The sequence below is a fragment of the Caballeronia sp. DA-9 genome (assembly GCF_051615025.1).
In the GTDB taxonomy this organism is placed as follows: domain Bacteria; phylum Pseudomonadota; class Gammaproteobacteria; order Burkholderiales; family Burkholderiaceae; genus Caballeronia; species Caballeronia sordidicola.
Map to the genome: position 1 here is coordinate 2077887 of NZ_CP195132.1, position 17439 is coordinate 2095325.

15 protein-coding genes are annotated in these 17439 nt (G+C 54.7%); 14 read left to right on the forward strand and 1 reads right to left on the reverse strand.

Features of this window, described 5'->3' with window-relative positions:
- Window positions 1-77 precede the first annotated feature (77 nt).
- The 9 genes from ACRWA7_RS15790 to ACRWA7_RS15830 all read left to right on the forward strand — a co-directional run bounded on the left by ACRWA7_RS15790 (window position 78) and on the right by ACRWA7_RS15830 (window position 9427).
- Window positions 78-344 (forward strand): hypothetical protein, encoded by a 267-nt coding sequence (locus tag ACRWA7_RS15790; RefSeq protein WP_438391830.1) that lies wholly within the window; start codon window positions 78-80, stop codon window positions 342-344.
- Window positions 345-559: 215 nt separating this feature from the next.
- The gene (gene purU, locus ACRWA7_RS15795; RefSeq protein ID WP_438391831.1) at window positions 560-1432 is read left to right on the forward strand and encodes a formyltetrahydrofolate deformylase; all 873 of its coding nucleotides are present in this window, start codon (window positions 560-562) and stop codon (window positions 1430-1432) included.
- Window positions 1433-1455: 23 nt separating this feature from the next.
- A complete protein-coding gene (locus ACRWA7_RS15800; RefSeq protein ID WP_438391832.1) occupies window positions 1456-2706 on the forward strand; it encodes a sarcosine oxidase subunit beta family protein in 1251 nt (416 codons plus the stop codon).
- A gap of 12 nt (window positions 2707-2718) precedes the next feature.
- Window positions 2719-3039, forward strand: a complete 321-nt coding sequence (locus tag ACRWA7_RS15805) for a sarcosine oxidase subunit delta (RefSeq protein ID WP_438391833.1) — start codon at window positions 2719-2721, stop codon at window positions 3037-3039.
- A complete protein-coding gene (locus ACRWA7_RS15810; protein ID WP_438391834.1) occupies window positions 3026-6025 on the forward strand; it encodes a sarcosine oxidase subunit alpha family protein in 3000 nt (999 codons plus the stop codon). Before ACRWA7_RS15805 ends, ACRWA7_RS15810 begins: the two co-directional genes overlap by 14 nt.
- Window positions 6018-6611, forward strand: a complete 594-nt coding sequence (locus ACRWA7_RS15815; RefSeq protein WP_438391835.1) for a sarcosine oxidase subunit gamma — start codon at window positions 6018-6020, stop codon at window positions 6609-6611. Before ACRWA7_RS15810 ends, ACRWA7_RS15815 begins: the two co-directional genes overlap by 8 nt.
- 149 nt (window positions 6612-6760) lie before the next feature.
- Window positions 6761-7663 (forward strand): bifunctional methylenetetrahydrofolate dehydrogenase/methenyltetrahydrofolate cyclohydrolase FolD, encoded by a 903-nt coding sequence (gene folD / locus ACRWA7_RS15820; RefSeq protein WP_438391836.1) that lies wholly within the window; start codon window positions 6761-6763, stop codon window positions 7661-7663.
- 446 nt (window positions 7664-8109) lie between these two features.
- Window positions 8110-8781 carry an arylformamidase gene (gene kynB, locus ACRWA7_RS15825; protein WP_438391837.1) on the forward strand — a complete coding sequence of 224 codons (672 nt, stop codon included), beginning with the start codon at window positions 8110-8112 and terminating at the stop codon, window positions 8779-8781.
- Window positions 8782-9151: 370 nt separating this feature from the next.
- The gene (locus ACRWA7_RS15830) at window positions 9152-9427 is read left to right on the forward strand and encodes a dihydroneopterin aldolase (protein WP_438391838.1); all 276 of its coding nucleotides are present in this window, start codon (window positions 9152-9154) and stop codon (window positions 9425-9427) included.
- A 65-nt stretch (window positions 9428-9492) separates the two neighbouring features.
- Here the strand turns inward: ACRWA7_RS15830 and ACRWA7_RS15835 are convergent, their stop codons facing one another.
- The gene (locus ACRWA7_RS15835) at window positions 9493-10419 is read right to left on the reverse strand and encodes a LysR substrate-binding domain-containing protein (RefSeq protein ID WP_438391839.1); all 927 of its coding nucleotides are present in this window, start codon (window positions 10417-10419) and stop codon (window positions 9493-9495) included.
- A gap of 370 nt (window positions 10420-10789) precedes the next feature.
- Here ACRWA7_RS15835 and ACRWA7_RS15840 point away from each other — a divergent pair, with 370 nt between their 5' ends.
- From ACRWA7_RS15840 to ACRWA7_RS15860, 5 genes are all read left to right on the forward strand, one after another.
- Window positions 10790-12031: an aromatic ring-hydroxylating oxygenase subunit alpha gene (locus ACRWA7_RS15840; RefSeq protein WP_438391840.1), complete on the forward strand. Its 1242-nt coding sequence runs from the start codon at window positions 10790-10792 to the stop codon at window positions 12029-12031.
- Between the two features lie 79 nt (window positions 12032-12110).
- Window positions 12111-13094 (forward strand): flavin reductase family protein, encoded by a 984-nt coding sequence (locus ACRWA7_RS15845; protein ID WP_438391841.1) that lies wholly within the window; start codon window positions 12111-12113, stop codon window positions 13092-13094.
- Window positions 13095-13243: 149 nt separating this feature from the next.
- The gene (locus ACRWA7_RS15850; RefSeq protein ID WP_438391842.1) at window positions 13244-15661 is read left to right on the forward strand and encodes a GcvT family protein; all 2418 of its coding nucleotides are present in this window, start codon (window positions 13244-13246) and stop codon (window positions 15659-15661) included.
- Between the two features lie 65 nt (window positions 15662-15726).
- The gene (locus ACRWA7_RS15855; RefSeq protein WP_438391843.1) at window positions 15727-16491 is read left to right on the forward strand and encodes an electron transfer flavoprotein subunit beta/FixA family protein; all 765 of its coding nucleotides are present in this window, start codon (window positions 15727-15729) and stop codon (window positions 16489-16491) included.
- Window positions 16488-17429 (forward strand): electron transfer flavoprotein subunit alpha/FixB family protein, encoded by a 942-nt coding sequence (locus ACRWA7_RS15860; protein WP_438391844.1) that lies wholly within the window; start codon window positions 16488-16490, stop codon window positions 17427-17429. Before ACRWA7_RS15855 ends, ACRWA7_RS15860 begins: the two co-directional genes overlap by 4 nt.
- Window positions 17430-17439: the final 10 nt, after the last annotated feature.

Genomic DNA, 17439 nt, shown 5'->3' on the forward strand with positions numbered 1-17439 from the left:
TAAATATTTATTGTTTTTTTCGGCGTGATAGCACTTACAGACTTAAGCTGGTGATCAAAAGCTAGTGAGGAGGTGTGATGGAAGTCCAGCACAACCGATCCAAGAACCTGGAGCGCAAGCTCTCCACTTGCCACATCCAACCGATTGATCTAAGCGGCGCGGTCGACACAGGTCCGCTTCCAGGGGCGAAAGGAGTATCGGAGTTTCCGGGGCCGTCCATGGTGGTTGATCACGCTATCGCTGGGTTCGTTACCTTCCTCGTCATGCGTTTTGTCGGCGAGATGCTTGTGGAAGATCCGCTCTCGTCCTCGTTCAACCGTTCGACAAGGATTGCGACGGGGTGAGTTTGCAAGGGTCTTCTCAGCTGGAACTGTTTCGTGCTCTACGCCTTTCGGATCTGAGCGCTCCTGATGCTTGTTTCGCCCGTCATTTTGTACCTTGCTTACAGGTGGGGGCCGGAGCTGGGTGGAATGGGCTCGCAACGAAAAGCGAGCCCAAGCTGTAGCGTGAATGCTTCCACTACAAACTGATACTCATCACACGCCTCTGGAATTTTGCAATGTCTACCGCCACTGAAAAATCGACGACCAATTTCTTGTTCACGTTCGAATGCCCTGATCGCTTAGGCATTCTTGCGAAAGTGTCCAACCTCTTGTTCGAGCAAGGCGCCTTCGTTACTGACTCGTTCCACTACGGAGACCCCCAGACCGAGAAGTTCTTCGCACGCATGGTCTTCAACGACCATTTGCTAAAGAGGTCCCTTGATGGATTGCGCTCGAAAGTCACAGAGTTGGCGAAGGAGCTGGAAATGACCTTCACTCTGCGTCCGGGAAGCTATCGTCCGAAGGTGCTGATTGCAGTGTCGAAATACGACCACTGCTTAAACCTCATTCTAACCAAATGGCGTTCCGGCGCGCTGGCGATCGATATTGTCGGTGTCGTCTCAAACCATAACGACTGCCGCAGCCTCGTTGAATGGTACGGGATCCCGTTCCATCATTTCCCGATCACACCAGAAACTAAGCCGCATCAAGAGGCGCAGATCCTTGAACTGTTCGCCACTACGAATGCCGAACTGCTGGTTTTGGCGCGATACATGCAGATTCTCTCCGATGACTTGAGCCGCAAGCTCGAGGGGCGAGCGATCAATATTCACCATTCGTTTCTACCGGGGTTCAAGGGTGCCCGTCCCTACCACCAGGCGCACGATCGTGGTGTGAAGGTGATCGGTGCTACTGCTCATTTCATTACAAGCGATCTCGATGAGGGTCCGATTATCGCCCAAGAAGTGAAGCAAATTGACCACACTTTTACCGCCGAAGACATGGTCTTGGTTGGACACGACTCGGAGGCGGTGGCCCTGGCTCACGCGGTTCGGTTGTTCAGCGAAGGTCGCATCTTCCTGAACGGTCAACGCACTGTCGTTTTGTGAATAACCGGTAGAAGAGGCTGCGCTTGGAACATTATTCATTCTGGTCGATCGCGAAGCACGCACTCTCGGGGCACCGCAACTGGCAGCAGGCCTGGCGCTCCCCTGAACCGAAGTCACGGTATGACGTCGTCATCGTAGGCGGCGGCGGACAAGGTCTCGCGACGGCTTACTATCTTGCTAAGAACCATGGCGTCACCAATGTCGCTGTGCTCGAGAAGGGATGGCTCGGAGGAGGCAATACTGGGCGCAACACGACGGCCATTCGCTCGAACTATTTTTATCGTGAAAGCACAGACTTCTTCGAGCGTTCGTTGCAGCTGTACGAAGGCCTAAGCAAGGAGTTGAACTACAACATCATGCTGAGCCAGCACGGTGCGGTGACTCTCGCTCATAGCCCCGGCCAGATGGATGGGCTGGAACGCTGGTCGAACTCTATCCAACTGCAAGGAATCGACGCGGAAATGCTCGATGTCCGACAGGTTAAAGAATTCATGCCGCCGCTCGATACCAGTCGAACCGCTCGGTTTCCAATTCATGGGGGATTTATCCAGCGTCGCGCTGGTGTCGCGCGCCACGACGCAGTTGCGTGGGGCTACGCGCGCGGCGCAGATGCTCTGGGCGTGGACATCATCCAGAACTGCGAGGTTTCCGCAATACGCATGAGCGGGAACCGCATCCGAGGAGTGGAATCGAGCCGAGGCTTTATTGCGGCCGACAAAGTGGTTTTCGCAGTGGCCGGACATTCGACCGTGCTCGCGAAGATGGCAGGTATTTCCCTGCCTATCACGAGCGTTGCGCTGCAGGCGATGGTGAGCGAACCGATCAAGCCTGTTCTTGGCGGGCTTGTTGTGTCACCGCTCGTCCATTGTTATGTGAGTCAGTCCGATCGTGGGGAGATCCTCATCGGGGGCCGCGCCGATGCTTACCCTTCGTATGGCCAGCGCGGTGCGCTTCCGGCCCTTGAGGACACACTTAGCTCGGTTTTGAACCTCTTTCCTAGGTTCAGTCGCCTGAAGTTGATGCGTCAGTGGGCCGGCATCGTCGATCTCTCGCCCGACACCAGTCCGATTATTGGAAAAACCTCGGTCACCGCGCTGTATATCAGCACCGGTTGGGGTACAGGTGGTTTCAAGGCTATTCCAGTCGGGGGTGAAACGCTCGCGTACACCGTTGCCAACGACCGACCCCATCCACTGATTGAGCCCTTCGGCATGGATCGTTTCCAGACCGGTCGTTTTGTCAATGAAGCCGCAGCAGCGGGTGTTGACCATTAACCTAGAGAAATCATGTTACGCATTCCATGTCCTCACTGCGGCAGTGCACGAGACGAAGACGAATTCACCTTCGGCGGGCCGTTTGCGCGCGTTCGCCCGAGCGCTCCTCAAGAACTCAACGACGCACAATGGGCTGACTATCTCTTCACGCGCGAGAATGTGCGCGGCCCATCCCTGGAGCGCTGGAGGCACACGTTCGGCTGTCGGCAGTGGTTCGGGATCGAACGCGATACGCTCAGCCATAACTTAATTCGAGTCTTTACCTTCGCTGAGGTGCCACGGCACTCTGAGCGCGAGAAGCGAGTCGCCGGAGGCGTCCATGAAGCCGCTTGAGCGCGTTACCCCGTTCGGCAAGCTGCCCAGGGATCCACAACGCACGGTACAGTTCACGTTCGATGGGAAGTTGTACGAGGGATTGGAAGGCGACACTTTGGCTGCAGCGTTGCTTGCCAACGGTGTCGAGATCGTCGGTCGCAGTTTCAAACTACACAGACCTCGGGGAATTATGGGTAGCTGGGTCGAAGACCCCAACGGACTCGTTCAGATCGAATCAGGAAAGTTTGACGAGCCCAATGTTAGGTCAACGATGATGCCTCTGTACCCGGGACTGAAAGCATCCAGCCAGAACTCGTGGCCGAACGCGCAGCACGACCTGCTTGGTGTGATCGATAAGTTCGCGAAAGTACTGCCGGCATCGTTCTACTACAAATCAATGATGTGGCCCAACTGGCATTTCTACGAGCGATTCGTCAGGCCGATCGCTGGTCTGGGCAAAGCGCCGACGGAATCGGACGCACAGAAGTACACCAAGCGCAATACTCACTGCGATTTACTGATTGTCGGCGGCGGTCCCGCTGGCCTTGCTTGCACATTGGTGGCTGGCAAGGCCGGGCTGAAGGTCATCCTCGTTGATGATCGGGAACAATTCGGCGGAACTCTCCTCGGCGAGCGCTTCCGCGTCGACGGTCTACCGGCGAATAAGTGGGTGCAAAACACCGTCGCACAGCTCGCGGAACTCCCTAACGTTCAGTTACTGCCGCGCACAAATGTGAGCGGCTATTATGAGGCCAATTTCCTCGTGGCCGCGCAACGAGTTAGCAATCACCTGGGGCCGAAAGGGCAAGCGGGGCGCCTGCGCGAACGTCTGTGGCGAATCCGTGCCAAAGCCGTAATTCTCGCTACCGGAGCTATCGAGCGGCCGTTGGTGTTTGCCAACAATGATCGGCCCGGAATAATGCTCGCCTCAGCACTTCGCATGTACGTCAACTGGTTTGGTGTTGTTCCGGGGTCAAGAGTTGTGATCGCTACGAACAACGACGACGCTTATCGCACCGCGATCGACCTACACAAGATTGGGTTGAAGGATTTGTGCGTCGTTGACACCCGATCGAAAGTTGCCGACGAGCTATTGCGCGACCTCAGGGAGCGCGGCATCAAACACTACCTCAGCCACGGCATCCGTGATGTCATCGGAAAACGCAAGGTAAGAGCATTGCAGATATCACCCCATCTCGGTGGTGGCAAGCTTGATGCAGACACGACTACGATTCAGTGTGACCTCGTCGCCGTGTCTGGCGGATGGACGCCGACCGTTCACCTATTTAGCCAAGCTGGCGGCACACTCAAGTACGACAAAGGACTCGCGTGCCTGATCCCCGCAGCATGTGCTCAACATGTGCAGGTGATCGGGGCAGCGAGTGGTGCATTCACACTTCCGGATTGCATCAAGCAAGGTATCCAGGCTGGCGAAGCGGCGGCGGACCAGCTCGGCGCCGATCTTACGATCCGTCTCATGCCACCGAAAACGCATGCGCCCGAGGAAGAGTCCTTCAGGATCGAACCATTTTGGTACACACGGAATGCGCCAATGGATAAGCAGTGGCTTGACTTCCAGTATGACGTAAAGGTATCTGACGTCGACTTGGCCATGCGAGAAAACTTTCGATCAGTCGAGCACGTTAAGCGCTACACCACCGGCGGCATGAGCATCGACCAAGGCAAGTCGAGCAACTTCAATATTCTAGCGATCATGGCGGAGCTCAGCGGTCAGCCGATCGAGAAGGTTGGCACCACGCGATTCCGTCCACCATATCAGCCCGTGACGCTTGGCGCATTTGCCGGTAGTACTAGAGGTGCGCTGTACGCACCATGGCAGTCCCTGCACGCAACATTGTCCCATGCTGCTGCGCGCGCGAGCTTCGCCGACTACGGTTGGCGTCGGCCTGAGTGCTATCTGCGAGGTAACGAGGACGTGGCGGCCGCAACGAAGCGCGAAGCGCTGGCTGTCAGAAACGGCGTCGGCATGTTCGATGGATCTCCCTTGGGCAAGATTGAAGTGAAGGGTCCCGACGCGCCGACTTTTCTTAACCGAATGTACGCAAACAACTTGGCTAGCCTTAAGGTGGGCGCTGCCCGGTATGCCATGCTCACCAACGAAAATGGCGTCCTTATTGACGACGGAGTGGTGGTCCGACTTGCAGATGACCATTTTCTCGTTCACGCGACGAGCGGCGCGTCGGGCCGTGTATTCCTGTTAATGGAGGAAAACCTCCAGTGCGAATGGCCTGAACTTCGTGTCTTTGTGAGCAACGTCACGTCGCAGTGGGCCAATGTGACCTTGTCCGGACCTGTGGCTCGATCAGTTCTTCAAGATCTCGATTCGGACATCGACTTTTCTGCCCAAAACTTCCCGCATATGCATTTCCGTGCGGGAAAGTTGGCGGGAATTCCGGTTCGGATCCTGCGCGCGAGTTTTACCGGTGAAGTGACGTATGAAATCTCGATTGCCAATCGCTACGGCAAGTCTCTCTGGGACATTTTTGCTATGGTTGGCGAGCGCTACGGCATTACGCCGTATGGAATTGAGGCGCTCGAAGTCCTTCGAACCGAAAAGGGCTATATCCACATTGGCGCTGATACCGATGGCAATTCGAATCCTCTGGACATCGGCTGGGCAAAGATTATTGAGAAGAAGTCGGACGACTTTATTGGCCGTAGATCACTTCAACGGCCCGCCGACAAAGGTCGTGATCGCCTTGAATATGTGGGAATCGAATCGCTTGATCCGAAAGTCAAGCTGCCTGTGGGAGGCCATTTCGTCGACGAAGCGAATCCCAAGATGCCAACCGCGTCGCGAGGCTATGTAACGTCATCGTGCATCAGCCCTACGTTGCACAAATCCATCGGCATGGGGATTTTACGCAACGGTGCAGCAAGGCTCGGTGAAGTCGTGAACATCTATGCAAAGGGCAAGATGACTGCCGCGCGTGTCGTCCCGGCGGCGCATTTCGACCCAAAGGGAGAACGTCTCAATGGTTAGTCTAATCGCGAGGTCAACACTCTCGCCTCAGTACGTTGACGAGAGTGTCTTTCCCCTCCAAACACCGACACTGCAGATTACCGAGTTACCGCTTAGCGGGATCCTGCGCGTGCAGGGGCGTTTGTCGGACCAAGCATTCTGTTCGGCGGTCGCAGAGGCGCTTGGTGTACAGTTACCAGCAGCGCAGAGGACTACTGAAAACGCCGACGTCACATTAGTTTGGGCGGGCCCCAATGAATATCTCTGCTTTTGTGCACTCGCCAACGAGGAGCGGTACGAAAATGCGCTGAAGACAGCGCTGAAAGCAAAGTTTGCTGCGGTAACTCTCGTTTCGGATAGCCGCTTTGGCCTGCTCATCACCGGGTCAAATGCGGCGGCGTTTGTCTCTCAAAGTTGCTCGATTGATATTGATCCAGCAAGCTTTGGGATCAGACAAGCTGCGACCACCCGATTTGCGAGTTTGTCTGCCATGTTGATCCATCACAGCGAGAACGAGTATCTCTTGTACTTTGATATTGGGTACGTGGAGTACGTGCTGAAATGGCTTGTCGAGGAGTCCGAGGAATTTCGGGAAGATACTGCCTAGCGCGATCACGTGAGCGTCAGATGCAACTTTGTTTCTCAAGCACGACCTTCGCCCTATTGCGAAATTGTTACGCGGTAGTCGCTTGCTGCTTATTCGGGACAAACGGGCGTTTGCTTCTGTGACTTTAACTTTGAAGTATCGAGTCGAAAATGAACCAAGCAAAGATCATTGATGGGCTTGCGGTATCGAAGGCGCTGCGGGAAGAGGTCTTACGCCGCGCTGCCTCGTTGAAAGAAGAGGGCATTACTCCGGGCCTTGCCGTCATCCTGGTAGGAAACGATCCCGCAAGTGCGGTCTACGTTCGCAACAAGGTGAAAGCATGCGAACAAAACGGGCTTTTCTCGACCCTTGACCGGTTGCCCGTGGATGTGACGGAAGCGCAACTGATTGCGCGTATTCGAGAGTTGAACGTCGATCCTAACGTGCACGGAATTCTTGTTCAACTTCCTCTGCCCCGTCATATCAACAGTCACCAAGTGATTGAGGCTATTTCTGCAGAGAAAGACGTCGACGGATTTCATGTCGCAAATGCCGGCGCCTTGCTGACCGGATTGCCAAAGTTTCGACCATGTACCCCATATGGCGTGATGAAGATGCTGAAAGCATATGAGATTCCAACCGTTGGCATGAACGCTGTTGTAATTGGGCGCTCGAATATCGTAGGCAAACCAATGGCGCTAATGCTCCTGGACGCTGGCGCAACTGTCACCGTTTGCCATAGCAAGACTAAAGATTTGAGTTACCACACACTGACTGCGGACATCGTCGTCGCGGCCGTTGGCAGGCGGAACATTTTGACGGGCGGCATGATCAAGCCCGGTGCAACAGTTATCGATGTCGGCATGAACAAGAACGAAGAAGGAAAACTCTGCGGGGACGTTGACTTCGCATCCGTTCGGGAGATCGCGGGATATGTCACCCCGGTCCCAGGCGGAGTAGGGCCGATGACGATCACTATGCTTCTCGTCAATACACTGGAATCGGCAGAGCGGACCGCGCAAATCGAAGCCCGTGGGAGCATGGAATCCGATCTCGAAGCGGGAAAGGCGTAGGCCATTTCAAAGGCTTTTGCTCATGCACTTTTGCACATCGGAACATATTGTTCATCGACCCCTCATCCAGGAGAGCCCGATTTTAAACGCTCGAATATATCCCTGATTCGGAATCGGCTAAGAATACCGGTGCAGTCGGATCTCTAAATGACGATGGTTCACGCGCATCCTAGGGAGTATTCAGTTCGCAGGACGGTTACTGTCCGAAGTAGCCTCCTACTTTCGGGCAGACGTGGAACTTGGTGGCACTTGAAGCAGAGATCCCTGGGTCCGGTAACTCAAAAGCACGTCGATCGACCACACTCCGTCGCAGTCCCTCGCCTTGAAGACATCGGTCTTTCTCCCTGGGTGAATCGCCTAGCATCCGGGCCCCGTTGTTTCATGACAACGCAGTGTCGCATATCCCATTCTACTTTACAAAATAGCGCCATGATGACTTTGATGAAATGGATTTTATTTTAATGGAAGAAATCCCAATGCCGCGTACGATTTTTGACATCAGCGCTCCAATAGACGCTACTACGCCAATCTGGCCAGGTGACACTCCAATAAGCATTGAGCGAGTCTGGGATATGGAGTCAGGTTCGCCGGTAAACGTCGGCCGTATAACGCTGTCGCCCCATACTGCGACGCATGCTGATGCGCCCTTGCATTATGACCAACAGGGGGTCGCTATCGGACTGGTTGATATAGATCCCTATTTGGGCGAATGTTTGGTCTTGCATGTCGAGTCCGCAGGACCCGTGGTCAACATTGAAGACATCGACTTGGCTCTCAGCGATATACCTTGGGATCTCGCCCCGCGCGTACTTCTTCGCACTTGCGCTCAAGCTCCGATTGTAGAATGGAACAACGACTTCAAGGCCGTATCGGCCGATGCGATCGACTGGCTTGCCGAGCGAGGTGTGAAGCTTATTGGCATCGACACTCCATCTCTAGACCTCCAAAATTCAAAAACTATGGATGCGCATCATCGCGTGCGAGAACACGGTATGGCTATCCTTGAGGGCCTTGTTTTGGATGACGTTACAGCGGGTGTCTATGAACTCATTGCTTTGCCACTCAAACTGGTATCGCTCGACGCCAGCCCGGTCCGCGCCATCTTACGAACCTATTGATTGGCACCATTCCTTAAAGATTCTATCGTATGCATGGTTGTGTAAGCATCTGATCTGGACGCGCGGCTGGGCTGCGGAGAAGATCCAATCGTCGGCTGCCACGGACACGAGTGTCCGACTGTGTCCACAAACAGCTCGGACCAAAACTTCGAAACGAATAGAGGCCGTGGAAGTGACACGGCTGTTTTCTGGTTTTCGTTTGGCAGCCCCCTTAAGGTGTTAGCGTTTTGAGCCAAAAGTCATGACCGACCTAATGATGTCCCAGAACTTAATCGATTGCAGACGGGTATTTGTTAAAAACTACCGAGCGGATGCCTGAATAGGGGCCTACGAGTCAGAGATGGAGAGGCCACAGAAGATGAGATTCAACGTGGACCTGTTCGTTGCCTTGCGGTGCTCGACACCTAAGCGCGACGAGCTGCACGAGATTGTGAACAGCGACATGATCGCGAGCGCTATTCAGTCAGTGCTTTCTCGCGGCCACATTCGACTTCAGGAGACGATGTGCGACGAAATTGTCGCGGTGCTATTCGAGGAGGGCCGCGTGCGAGCGGTACGAGTGCAAACTGAAAAGCTGGCGGTTTACCAGGGGTGCGAGTCAGTGGGGAGGGAGGTTTTTAAAATCCGCCCTGATGGCGGAAAATGAACGCGGACCGGTGTTTGCCACCGACGGTCTCCATTGCCTGTGAATGAATCGGCAACCTGGCGGGGTCAGGCTACATTCATGAAGTCGTTTCTAGTGTTGTCCGCATAAGCTAGCAGTGCATCTAGCACGTACTTAGCCGCCGATGTCAGAGGATAGTTCTCGGCCGTGACAATGTATTCGGAAAGGTGGGTGCGAACTGTTTGACTTATTGGCCGTATCAGCCTTCCCTCCCGCAGAAAATCGTTTGCTCCGTATGACCATGCCAGGGCAATGCCTTTCCCGGCACTTGCGGCGCGGTACGCTAAGTCAAAGTTTGTGACTCGGATGGAACTGCTGGGCTGTCCACATTCGACGCCGGCCAAGCCAAGCCATTTTTCCCACGTGCTACAAACGGAAAGCCCTGTCTCGACATCTATGAGTACCTCATCAAGAAGGTCCGCGGCTGAGTTGAGCGTGCGACCTTTCAGATAGTCGGGGCTGCATACGGGGAATATCTCTTCATCGAATAACTTGTGCTTAACGAGCCCCGGCCAATGGCCGTCGCCGTAGTGAATGGCTAAGTCGACGGCTTCTCGGCGAGGATCAACGCTTTGGTCGCTAGCCAATATGCGGATGTCGATGTCGGGATGTTGGTCGCGAAAAACTATCAAAAGCGGCATCAACCAAAAACTTGACATTGCGACGCTGGCAGCAATGGTTACACTGGTTTTCTCCAAATTTTCGATGACCGAGACTGCTCGTCGAATTGACATGAGGCTTTGGGCAATAGCCTGTTGAAAAATGACACCGGCCTTAGTCAACTCGATTTCCTTGTGTCGGCGGATGAATAGATCTACGCCCAAGCGCTCCTCCAATACCTGGATTTGACGACTCACAGCGCCCTGAGACAAGTTGAGTTCCTTGGCTGCCAAAGTGAAACTGTACAGGCGTGCCGATGCCTCGAAAGCGGCAATGGTGTTGAGTGGGGGGAGCCGTTTCTTTGCCGTCGCCATAGCATCAGTCCTCAAATGTGTCCACCAAAATGGTAGCGGGCCCCCATCAAAATCGTGATGCGCGACACGCTATCTTTTCCAATCGATACCTTGCATCGAGGTACATTACTTTAGCATCGACAAAATCAATATTCCCCGAGCTCGGAAGAAAGCGGAATTGTTTTTATTTCACATAAACTATTGAATTTAAAAGAATTTATTCTTAATGAGAAAATTGATGGTTTACCCTCACCAAATCACATAGTTGGCTATGCATGCAAAACTGCATGCATAGCATTAGAACTATTCGTTTGCTCCGGGATTATTGAACGATTCGAATTGGTCATCGGTGAGAACCGAATGCAATCTCAGAAACCGGACCGCTATATCTATGTCACAGCACACACTTCTCGAATCTTCCCTTGCTCAGCACCATCCGGGCCGATCACTGCCCCAGGCGTTCTACACTTCGGACGAGATTTATCGTGCCGATATGGAAATGATTTGGCAAAAGCATTGGCTCTTTGCTGGCTTTACCGCTGAGATTCGGCGTCCGGGAGAATGGTTCACCTTGCAAGTCGGGCCTTCGTCGATTCTGCTTGTTCGGGACAAGGCTAATCAGGTCCGTGCGTTTTACAACACATGCCGGCACCGCGGTTCGCGGATTTGCGCCGCAGAGAAGGGGACATCCGCGACGTTGACCTGTCCGTATCACCAGTGGACCTACGGCTTGGACGGCAAGCTCCTGTTCGCAAAAAACATGGGCGAAGATTTCGACCGAACCCTGATCGGGCTTAAGCCTGTCGCGTGCGAGGTCGCAGCCGGGTACATTTTCATTTCACTGGCAGAGCGTCCCGCCGATTTCTCCGACTTCAAGGGCCACGTTCAAGCATATCTGGCACCACACAACTTTGACGATGCGAAGGTGGCGTTCGAGACAACCATTGTCGAGAGCGGCAACTGGAAGCTGGTTCTCGAAAACAACAGGGAGTGCTATCACTGCGCCACGAGTCATCCCGAGTTGTTGCGGACTATATCCGAGTTCGATGGGCCGACGGACCCACGCTACGGCGGAGAATACGCCGAAAAGTGTAGTGCGGACGAGGCGCGCTGGAGAGCTTTCGGTCTGATGGTAGACCCGGTGGACCATGACCCAATTTATCGCATGGTGCGAGCCGCTTTCGAGAGGGGAGAGTCGTTCACGATGAGTGGCCGTCCCGCTTCATCCAAGCTGATGGGCTCGCTTCCCGAGCAAGATGTGGGCGCCTTACGCTTATTGCGCTTTCCCAACACCTGGAACCATGCGCTAGGGGACCACGCTATCGCGTTTCGCTTGTTGCCGCTGAGCGCGACGACTACGCAATTGACGACCAAGTGGCTTGTGCACAAGGAAGCCGTGGAGGGGGTCGACTACGACCTCGATGCTCTCACAGAGGTTTGGAAGGCTACAAATGCGCAAGACCAACGTCTCGTCGAAACGAACCAGTTAGGCATCAATTCATTTGGTTATCAGCCGGGCACCTATTCACCGCTCGTGGAGTCTGGAGTTATCGCATTCACTGAATGGTATGTACAAGCAATGCGCGAAGGCGTGCAGGAGTCGTCCCTTGTGCCTACCGGGGAAAAGGCATGACAGCATTCGGTTCCCGATGATGAACGCGTTGACGACTCGAGAAAAGGCTCCCGGTGTAGGTTTCCACGCGTTTCGGTGTGTGTCTACCCATCAGGAAACCGCGTCTGTAAAGACAATCGTGCTGGAGCGACCCGAGGGAGCTGCCTTTTCGTTCCTTCCGGGGCAATACGTCACGCTAGAGATTCCGGGTAAAGAAGGTCCGATTTATCGCTGCTATTCGATTGTTTCGAGCCCGACTCGCCTGGATGCAATCGAGCTTTCGATTAAGACTAGCGATAACGGCAGAGCCGCTCGTTGGTTGAACGAGACACTTACGGTCGGCACGAGCATTGGGGTTTCTTCGCCGGCGGGAGACTTTTGTCTTCGCGAAGGGGAAAGCGGGCGTTATCTGTTCGTTGCCGGCGGTGTGGGGATGACCCCCTTCATGTCGATGGTTCGAGCAACCCTTGGGACACGTCATGCAGCGGATATCCATCTCATTCAGTGCGTTCCTACCGTCGAAGACGTTCTGTTCAAGCGAGAACTCGAAGACCTCGCGAGCCGCCATGCAAAATTCGTGTTCAGCATAGTGACATCACGTAGTAGGGATAGCGGGAGCGGACGCCTTAACAAGGAAAAATTGCTCTCATTGGTGAGTGATTGCGCGGCACGTGAGGTTTATTGCTGTGGTCCAGAGGGTCTCATGGAAGCCATTCGCGATATCGCCCTTGAAATAGGTGTCGCTCCTGAGATGTTTCACCAGGAAGAATTCACGCTCCAGGAGGTGAACTTGCCGGTGCATCGAGATCCCGGTGAATCAGCTACGCACGAGGTGCGTTTCATAGCTTCTGGGCTATTCGCGCAAGCGAGTGCCGACGAGTCGTTGGTCGACGCCGCGAAACGCTCGGGTCTTGTGATTCCTACCGGATGCTTAGCCGGGGTATGTGGAACATGTCGGATTCGAGTCTTGAGTGGACAAGTCGATATGACAGACAGCGGCGGAATTCTGGAAGAAGAGATTGAGGCGGGGTATGTGCTCGCGTGTTGCTCACGGCCGAGGACTAGTCTCGACATTGATGCTTAGAAAATAGCAGGGCGAATTATCATGAAAATTACGTGAGTAATGTCAATATATTTCGGAATGCGAAATATATTAAGCGTGAGGAATTTAACTCCGGTTAGCACGATATTTTACGCATTGCCTTTATAGTAAAGTCGCAAGGAACCAACTGAATGAAAAGTCATGCACAGGTTGTCGTCATCGGTGGCGGAGTGGTCGGATGTTCCGTGCTCTTCCATCTCACCCGCTTCGGATGGAGCGACGTGGTGTTGCTTGAGCGAAAGGTACTGACCGCAGGTTCGACGTGGCATGCCGCAGCGGGTTTCCATGCGTTCAACGGCGACCCGAACATCGTTAAGCTACAGGAGTACACCATCTCCCTTTACAAGGAGATACAAGAGTTGGGCGACCAGGACGTTGGATTGCACGTCCCTGGTGGCATCACGCTAGCTGCCACCGACGAGCGCTGGGAGTTTCTTCGCACAGAATGGTCCCGTCACCGTTTTATGGGACTCAACACTGAACTCATTACGCCGTCAGAAATCAAGGCGTTGTGCCCTCTTGTGGAGGTCTCCGAGGTCCGCGGCGGATTGTGGGCGCCTAATGAGGGACACCTCGACCCGTACGGTTGCACTCAGGCATATGCTCGCGCGGCGAAGAAGGCAGGCGCCGAAATCTATCAACACACCAAGGTCGAGTCGCTGGAGCAGCGTCCGGACGGTTCCTGGACAGTAACAACGGACAAGGGTGTGATTCACGCGGAACATGTGGTGAATGCGGCCGGTCTGTGGGCACGTGAAGTCGGTGTAATGGCTGGTGTTCGTCACCCGCTTATTCCAATGGAGCATCACTATCTTGTGACCGAGGACATTCCCGAAATCGCCGCGCTGGACCGTGAGATTCCGGTGATTGTGGACTTGGATGGTGAGATCTACATGCGGCAAGAAGGTAAAGGGGTTCTGTTTGGTGTCTACGAGAAGCGGTCGACTCCTTGGTCGTTGGATGGAACGCCATGGGAATATGGCGAGACAGACCTGCTTCCGTCACGCCTTGAGCGTATCGAGGACGAGTTGATGCATGGCTTCGAGCGATTCCCTAGCGTCGGCAATGCCGGCATCAAGCGCGTAGTTAACGGGCCCTTTACGTTCACGCCCGACGGTAATCCGCTTGTTGGGCCCGTTCGTGGAGTGAAGAATTTCTGGGCAGCCTGTGGCTGTATGGCCGGTTTCAGTCAAGGCGGTGGTGTAGGGCTCGCCTTAGCCCAATGGATGATTACGGGAGAGCCGCAAGATAACGTTTTTGGTATGGACGTCGCTCGCTTTCCGACGTTGACCCAAAACTACGTGACGGCGAAGGCGCAGGAGTTTTATGAGCATCGGTTCTACCTGGCCCGTCCAAACGAACAATGGCCAGCCGGACGTCCATTCAAGACGTCTCCCTTGTACGACCTGCAGAAGCAGGCAAATGCGGTCTTTGGGGTGAATTACGGACTGGAAACGCCGATGTGGTTCGCACCAGAAGGGCAGCCGCCTGTGGAAGAGTTGAGCTTCCGTCGTTCGAACGCATTTTCAGTCGTAGCGGAGGAGTGCCGAGCCGTCCGCGAGAACGTCGGGATTTTCGATGCAACCGGTTATGCGAAATACGAAGTTACCGGGCCAGGCGCTGAGCGGTGGCTGGACTACGTATTCGCAAGTCGTGTTCCATCAGTCGGTCGTGCGCGCCTCGCTCCGCTGTTGTCGAAGTCTGGGCGTCTCAAAGGGGACCTGACTATTCTCCGACTCGAGCGGGAGCGCTTTCTCGTCACGGGCTCTGGATACCTGCAGGAGTGGCATCTTCGCTGGTTCGAGGAACATCTGCCGAAAGACGGGAGCGTGCAGATCACCAACAGGAGCGACGCGGTCACAATGCTCGCAATCGCAGGGCCTCGTTCAAGAGAACTGATAGAGGCTGCGTTCGGCCCGAGGGCGCTTGAAAATGCTCCGTCCTTCATGTCGGTTGGACGGGTGGAAGCGGGTATGGCGCCCGCGTGGGTGGCCCGTCTGTCGCTCAGTGGTGAGCTCGGCTATGAGATCTACGTCGACTGTTTGAGCGCGCGCAGCGTGTACACAAAACTTCTCGAGACTGGAAGTCAGTTTGGCTTGAGGCAATACGGAGTATGGGCGCTACTGTCGATGCGCTTGGAGAAGGGATTTGGAATCTGGTCCCGCGAGTTTGGACCCGAGTACACGCCTATGATGTGCGGGCTCGACCGCTTCATCGCTTTTGATAAGAAGGACTTTATCGGTAAGGAAGCAGTGGTTGCCGCGCGCAACACGGTTCCTTCGCATCGCCTCGTCACCCTGGAGATTGATGCTCTGGATGCTGACGCAACAGGCTTCGAACCAATTTGGATCGGCGGTGAAGTCGTCGGTCACACCACTTCTGGCGGATATGGACATACGGTCAAGAAGAGTTTGGCAATGGGCTTCGTGATGAGCGAGCGAATTGACTCTTCGACCGCGTACGAGGTGCATGTATTAGGCGAGCGCCGCAACGCTCGGATTTTGTCGGACATTCCTTACGATCCAAGTGGAAGCCGCATGCGCGGATAAACCAGGCGTCGGCCACGCTTGACTGAATGCTCACGATTCCATTTTTGTAAGCGAGGAAGGTACTAATGAAAGTTCTAGTGGCAGTGAAGCGGGTGGCAGACCCAAATGTGAAGGCGCGAGTCAACGCCGAGGGTACAGCTATTGACTTGGCAAACATCAAAATGTCCATGAACCCCTTTGATGAAATAGCAGTGGAAGCCGCTGTCCGTTTAAAAGAGCAGGGATGCGTAGACGAAGTCGTGGCCGTTTCGTGCGGCACAATTCAGTCGCAGGAGACGCTTCGCACCGCATTAGCGATGGGTGCTGATCGTGCCGTCTTGATCGAATCAACTGTCGAACTCCAGCCGCTAGCTGTTGCAAAGTTGCTAAGTGCCTTGGCTACCCAGGAAAGGCCGGACCTCATCATTCTTGGCAAGCAAGCTATAGATGATGATTCAAATCAAACCGGTCAGATGGTGTCAGCGATGCTTGACTGGCCGCAGGCAACTTTCGCCTCCGCGGTGTCGGTTGCGGAGGGCGTTGCGACTGTGGCACGTGAGGTTGACAATGGCACGGAGACGCTTGAGCTTACGCTTCCCGCCGTCGTGACGACCGATTTGCGGCTCAACACACCGCGTTACGTGACGTTGCCAAGCCTGATGAAAGCCAAGAAGAAGACCATTGAGATAACCACTCCTGAAGCGCTGAAAGTCGACGTGACGCCTCGGGTGGTGACCATCAAGATTGAGGAACCATCTCAGTCACGTCGTGGCGAGCTTCTCGGCGATGCGTCAGCGCTGGTTGCCAAGGTTAGAAGCGAGCAGAAGGTGTTCTTCGCGAGGGCAAAATGAGAGTTCTGGTCATCGCTGAACATGAACATGGCGTAATTCAGGCCGCGTCACTGAGCGCTATTACCGCAGCATCAAAGATAGCGGGTTCAGTTGACGTTATGGTCCTCGGGAAGAGTGTTGAGCGTGCAGCCTCGTACGCGGCGAAGCTCGTTCATGTAGAGCGGGTCCTCGTCGCGGAGGCGGCTCATCTAGACGACATGATTGCGGAGGACGCGCAGCCGATCATTCTGCGAGCCGCAAGCGATTATTCGCACATCTTGATGGCAGCCACTTCGTGGGGGAAAAGTGTAGCTCCGAGGGTTGCAGCCAAGTTGAATGTTGCACAAATCAGTGAAATCACAAGTGTGGTCGATGCCGATACCTTCGAGCGTCCGATTTACGCAGGCAATGTACGAGCGACAGTGCGCTGCCTCGATAGGCTGAAGGTTCTGACGGTGCGCTCGACGGCGTTTGATCTCGCCGAGTTGGGGGCCGGCAAGGCTGAGATTACGCGCGTTGACGTTGCGGCATCGACATTGGTCGTCCGGTTTGTTAAACGCGAGATTGCCAAAGAAGACCGTCCCCAGTTGACTTCGGCAGATATCGTCGTTTCAGGTGGCCGGGGATTAGGCAGCGGCGAGAACTATCAGCAACTGCTGCCGCCGCTCGCTGACGCTCTGAACGCGGCATTGGGCGCATCACGGGCGGCAGTCGACGCCGGGTTTGTGCCCAACAGCTACCAGGTTGGACAAACAGGGCAAATTGTGGCGCCGCACGTGTATGTGGCGATAGGTATCTCCGGTGCAATTCAGCATCTGGCCGGCATGAAAGACTCAAAGGTCATCGTCGCCATCAACAAGGATGCTGACGCACCGATTTTCGGCGTTGCTGATTACGGGATTGTGGGCGATTTGTTCGAGGTCGTTCCCGCGCTGCTGTTGAGCGTTCAATCGCCGTAACGACGAAGCA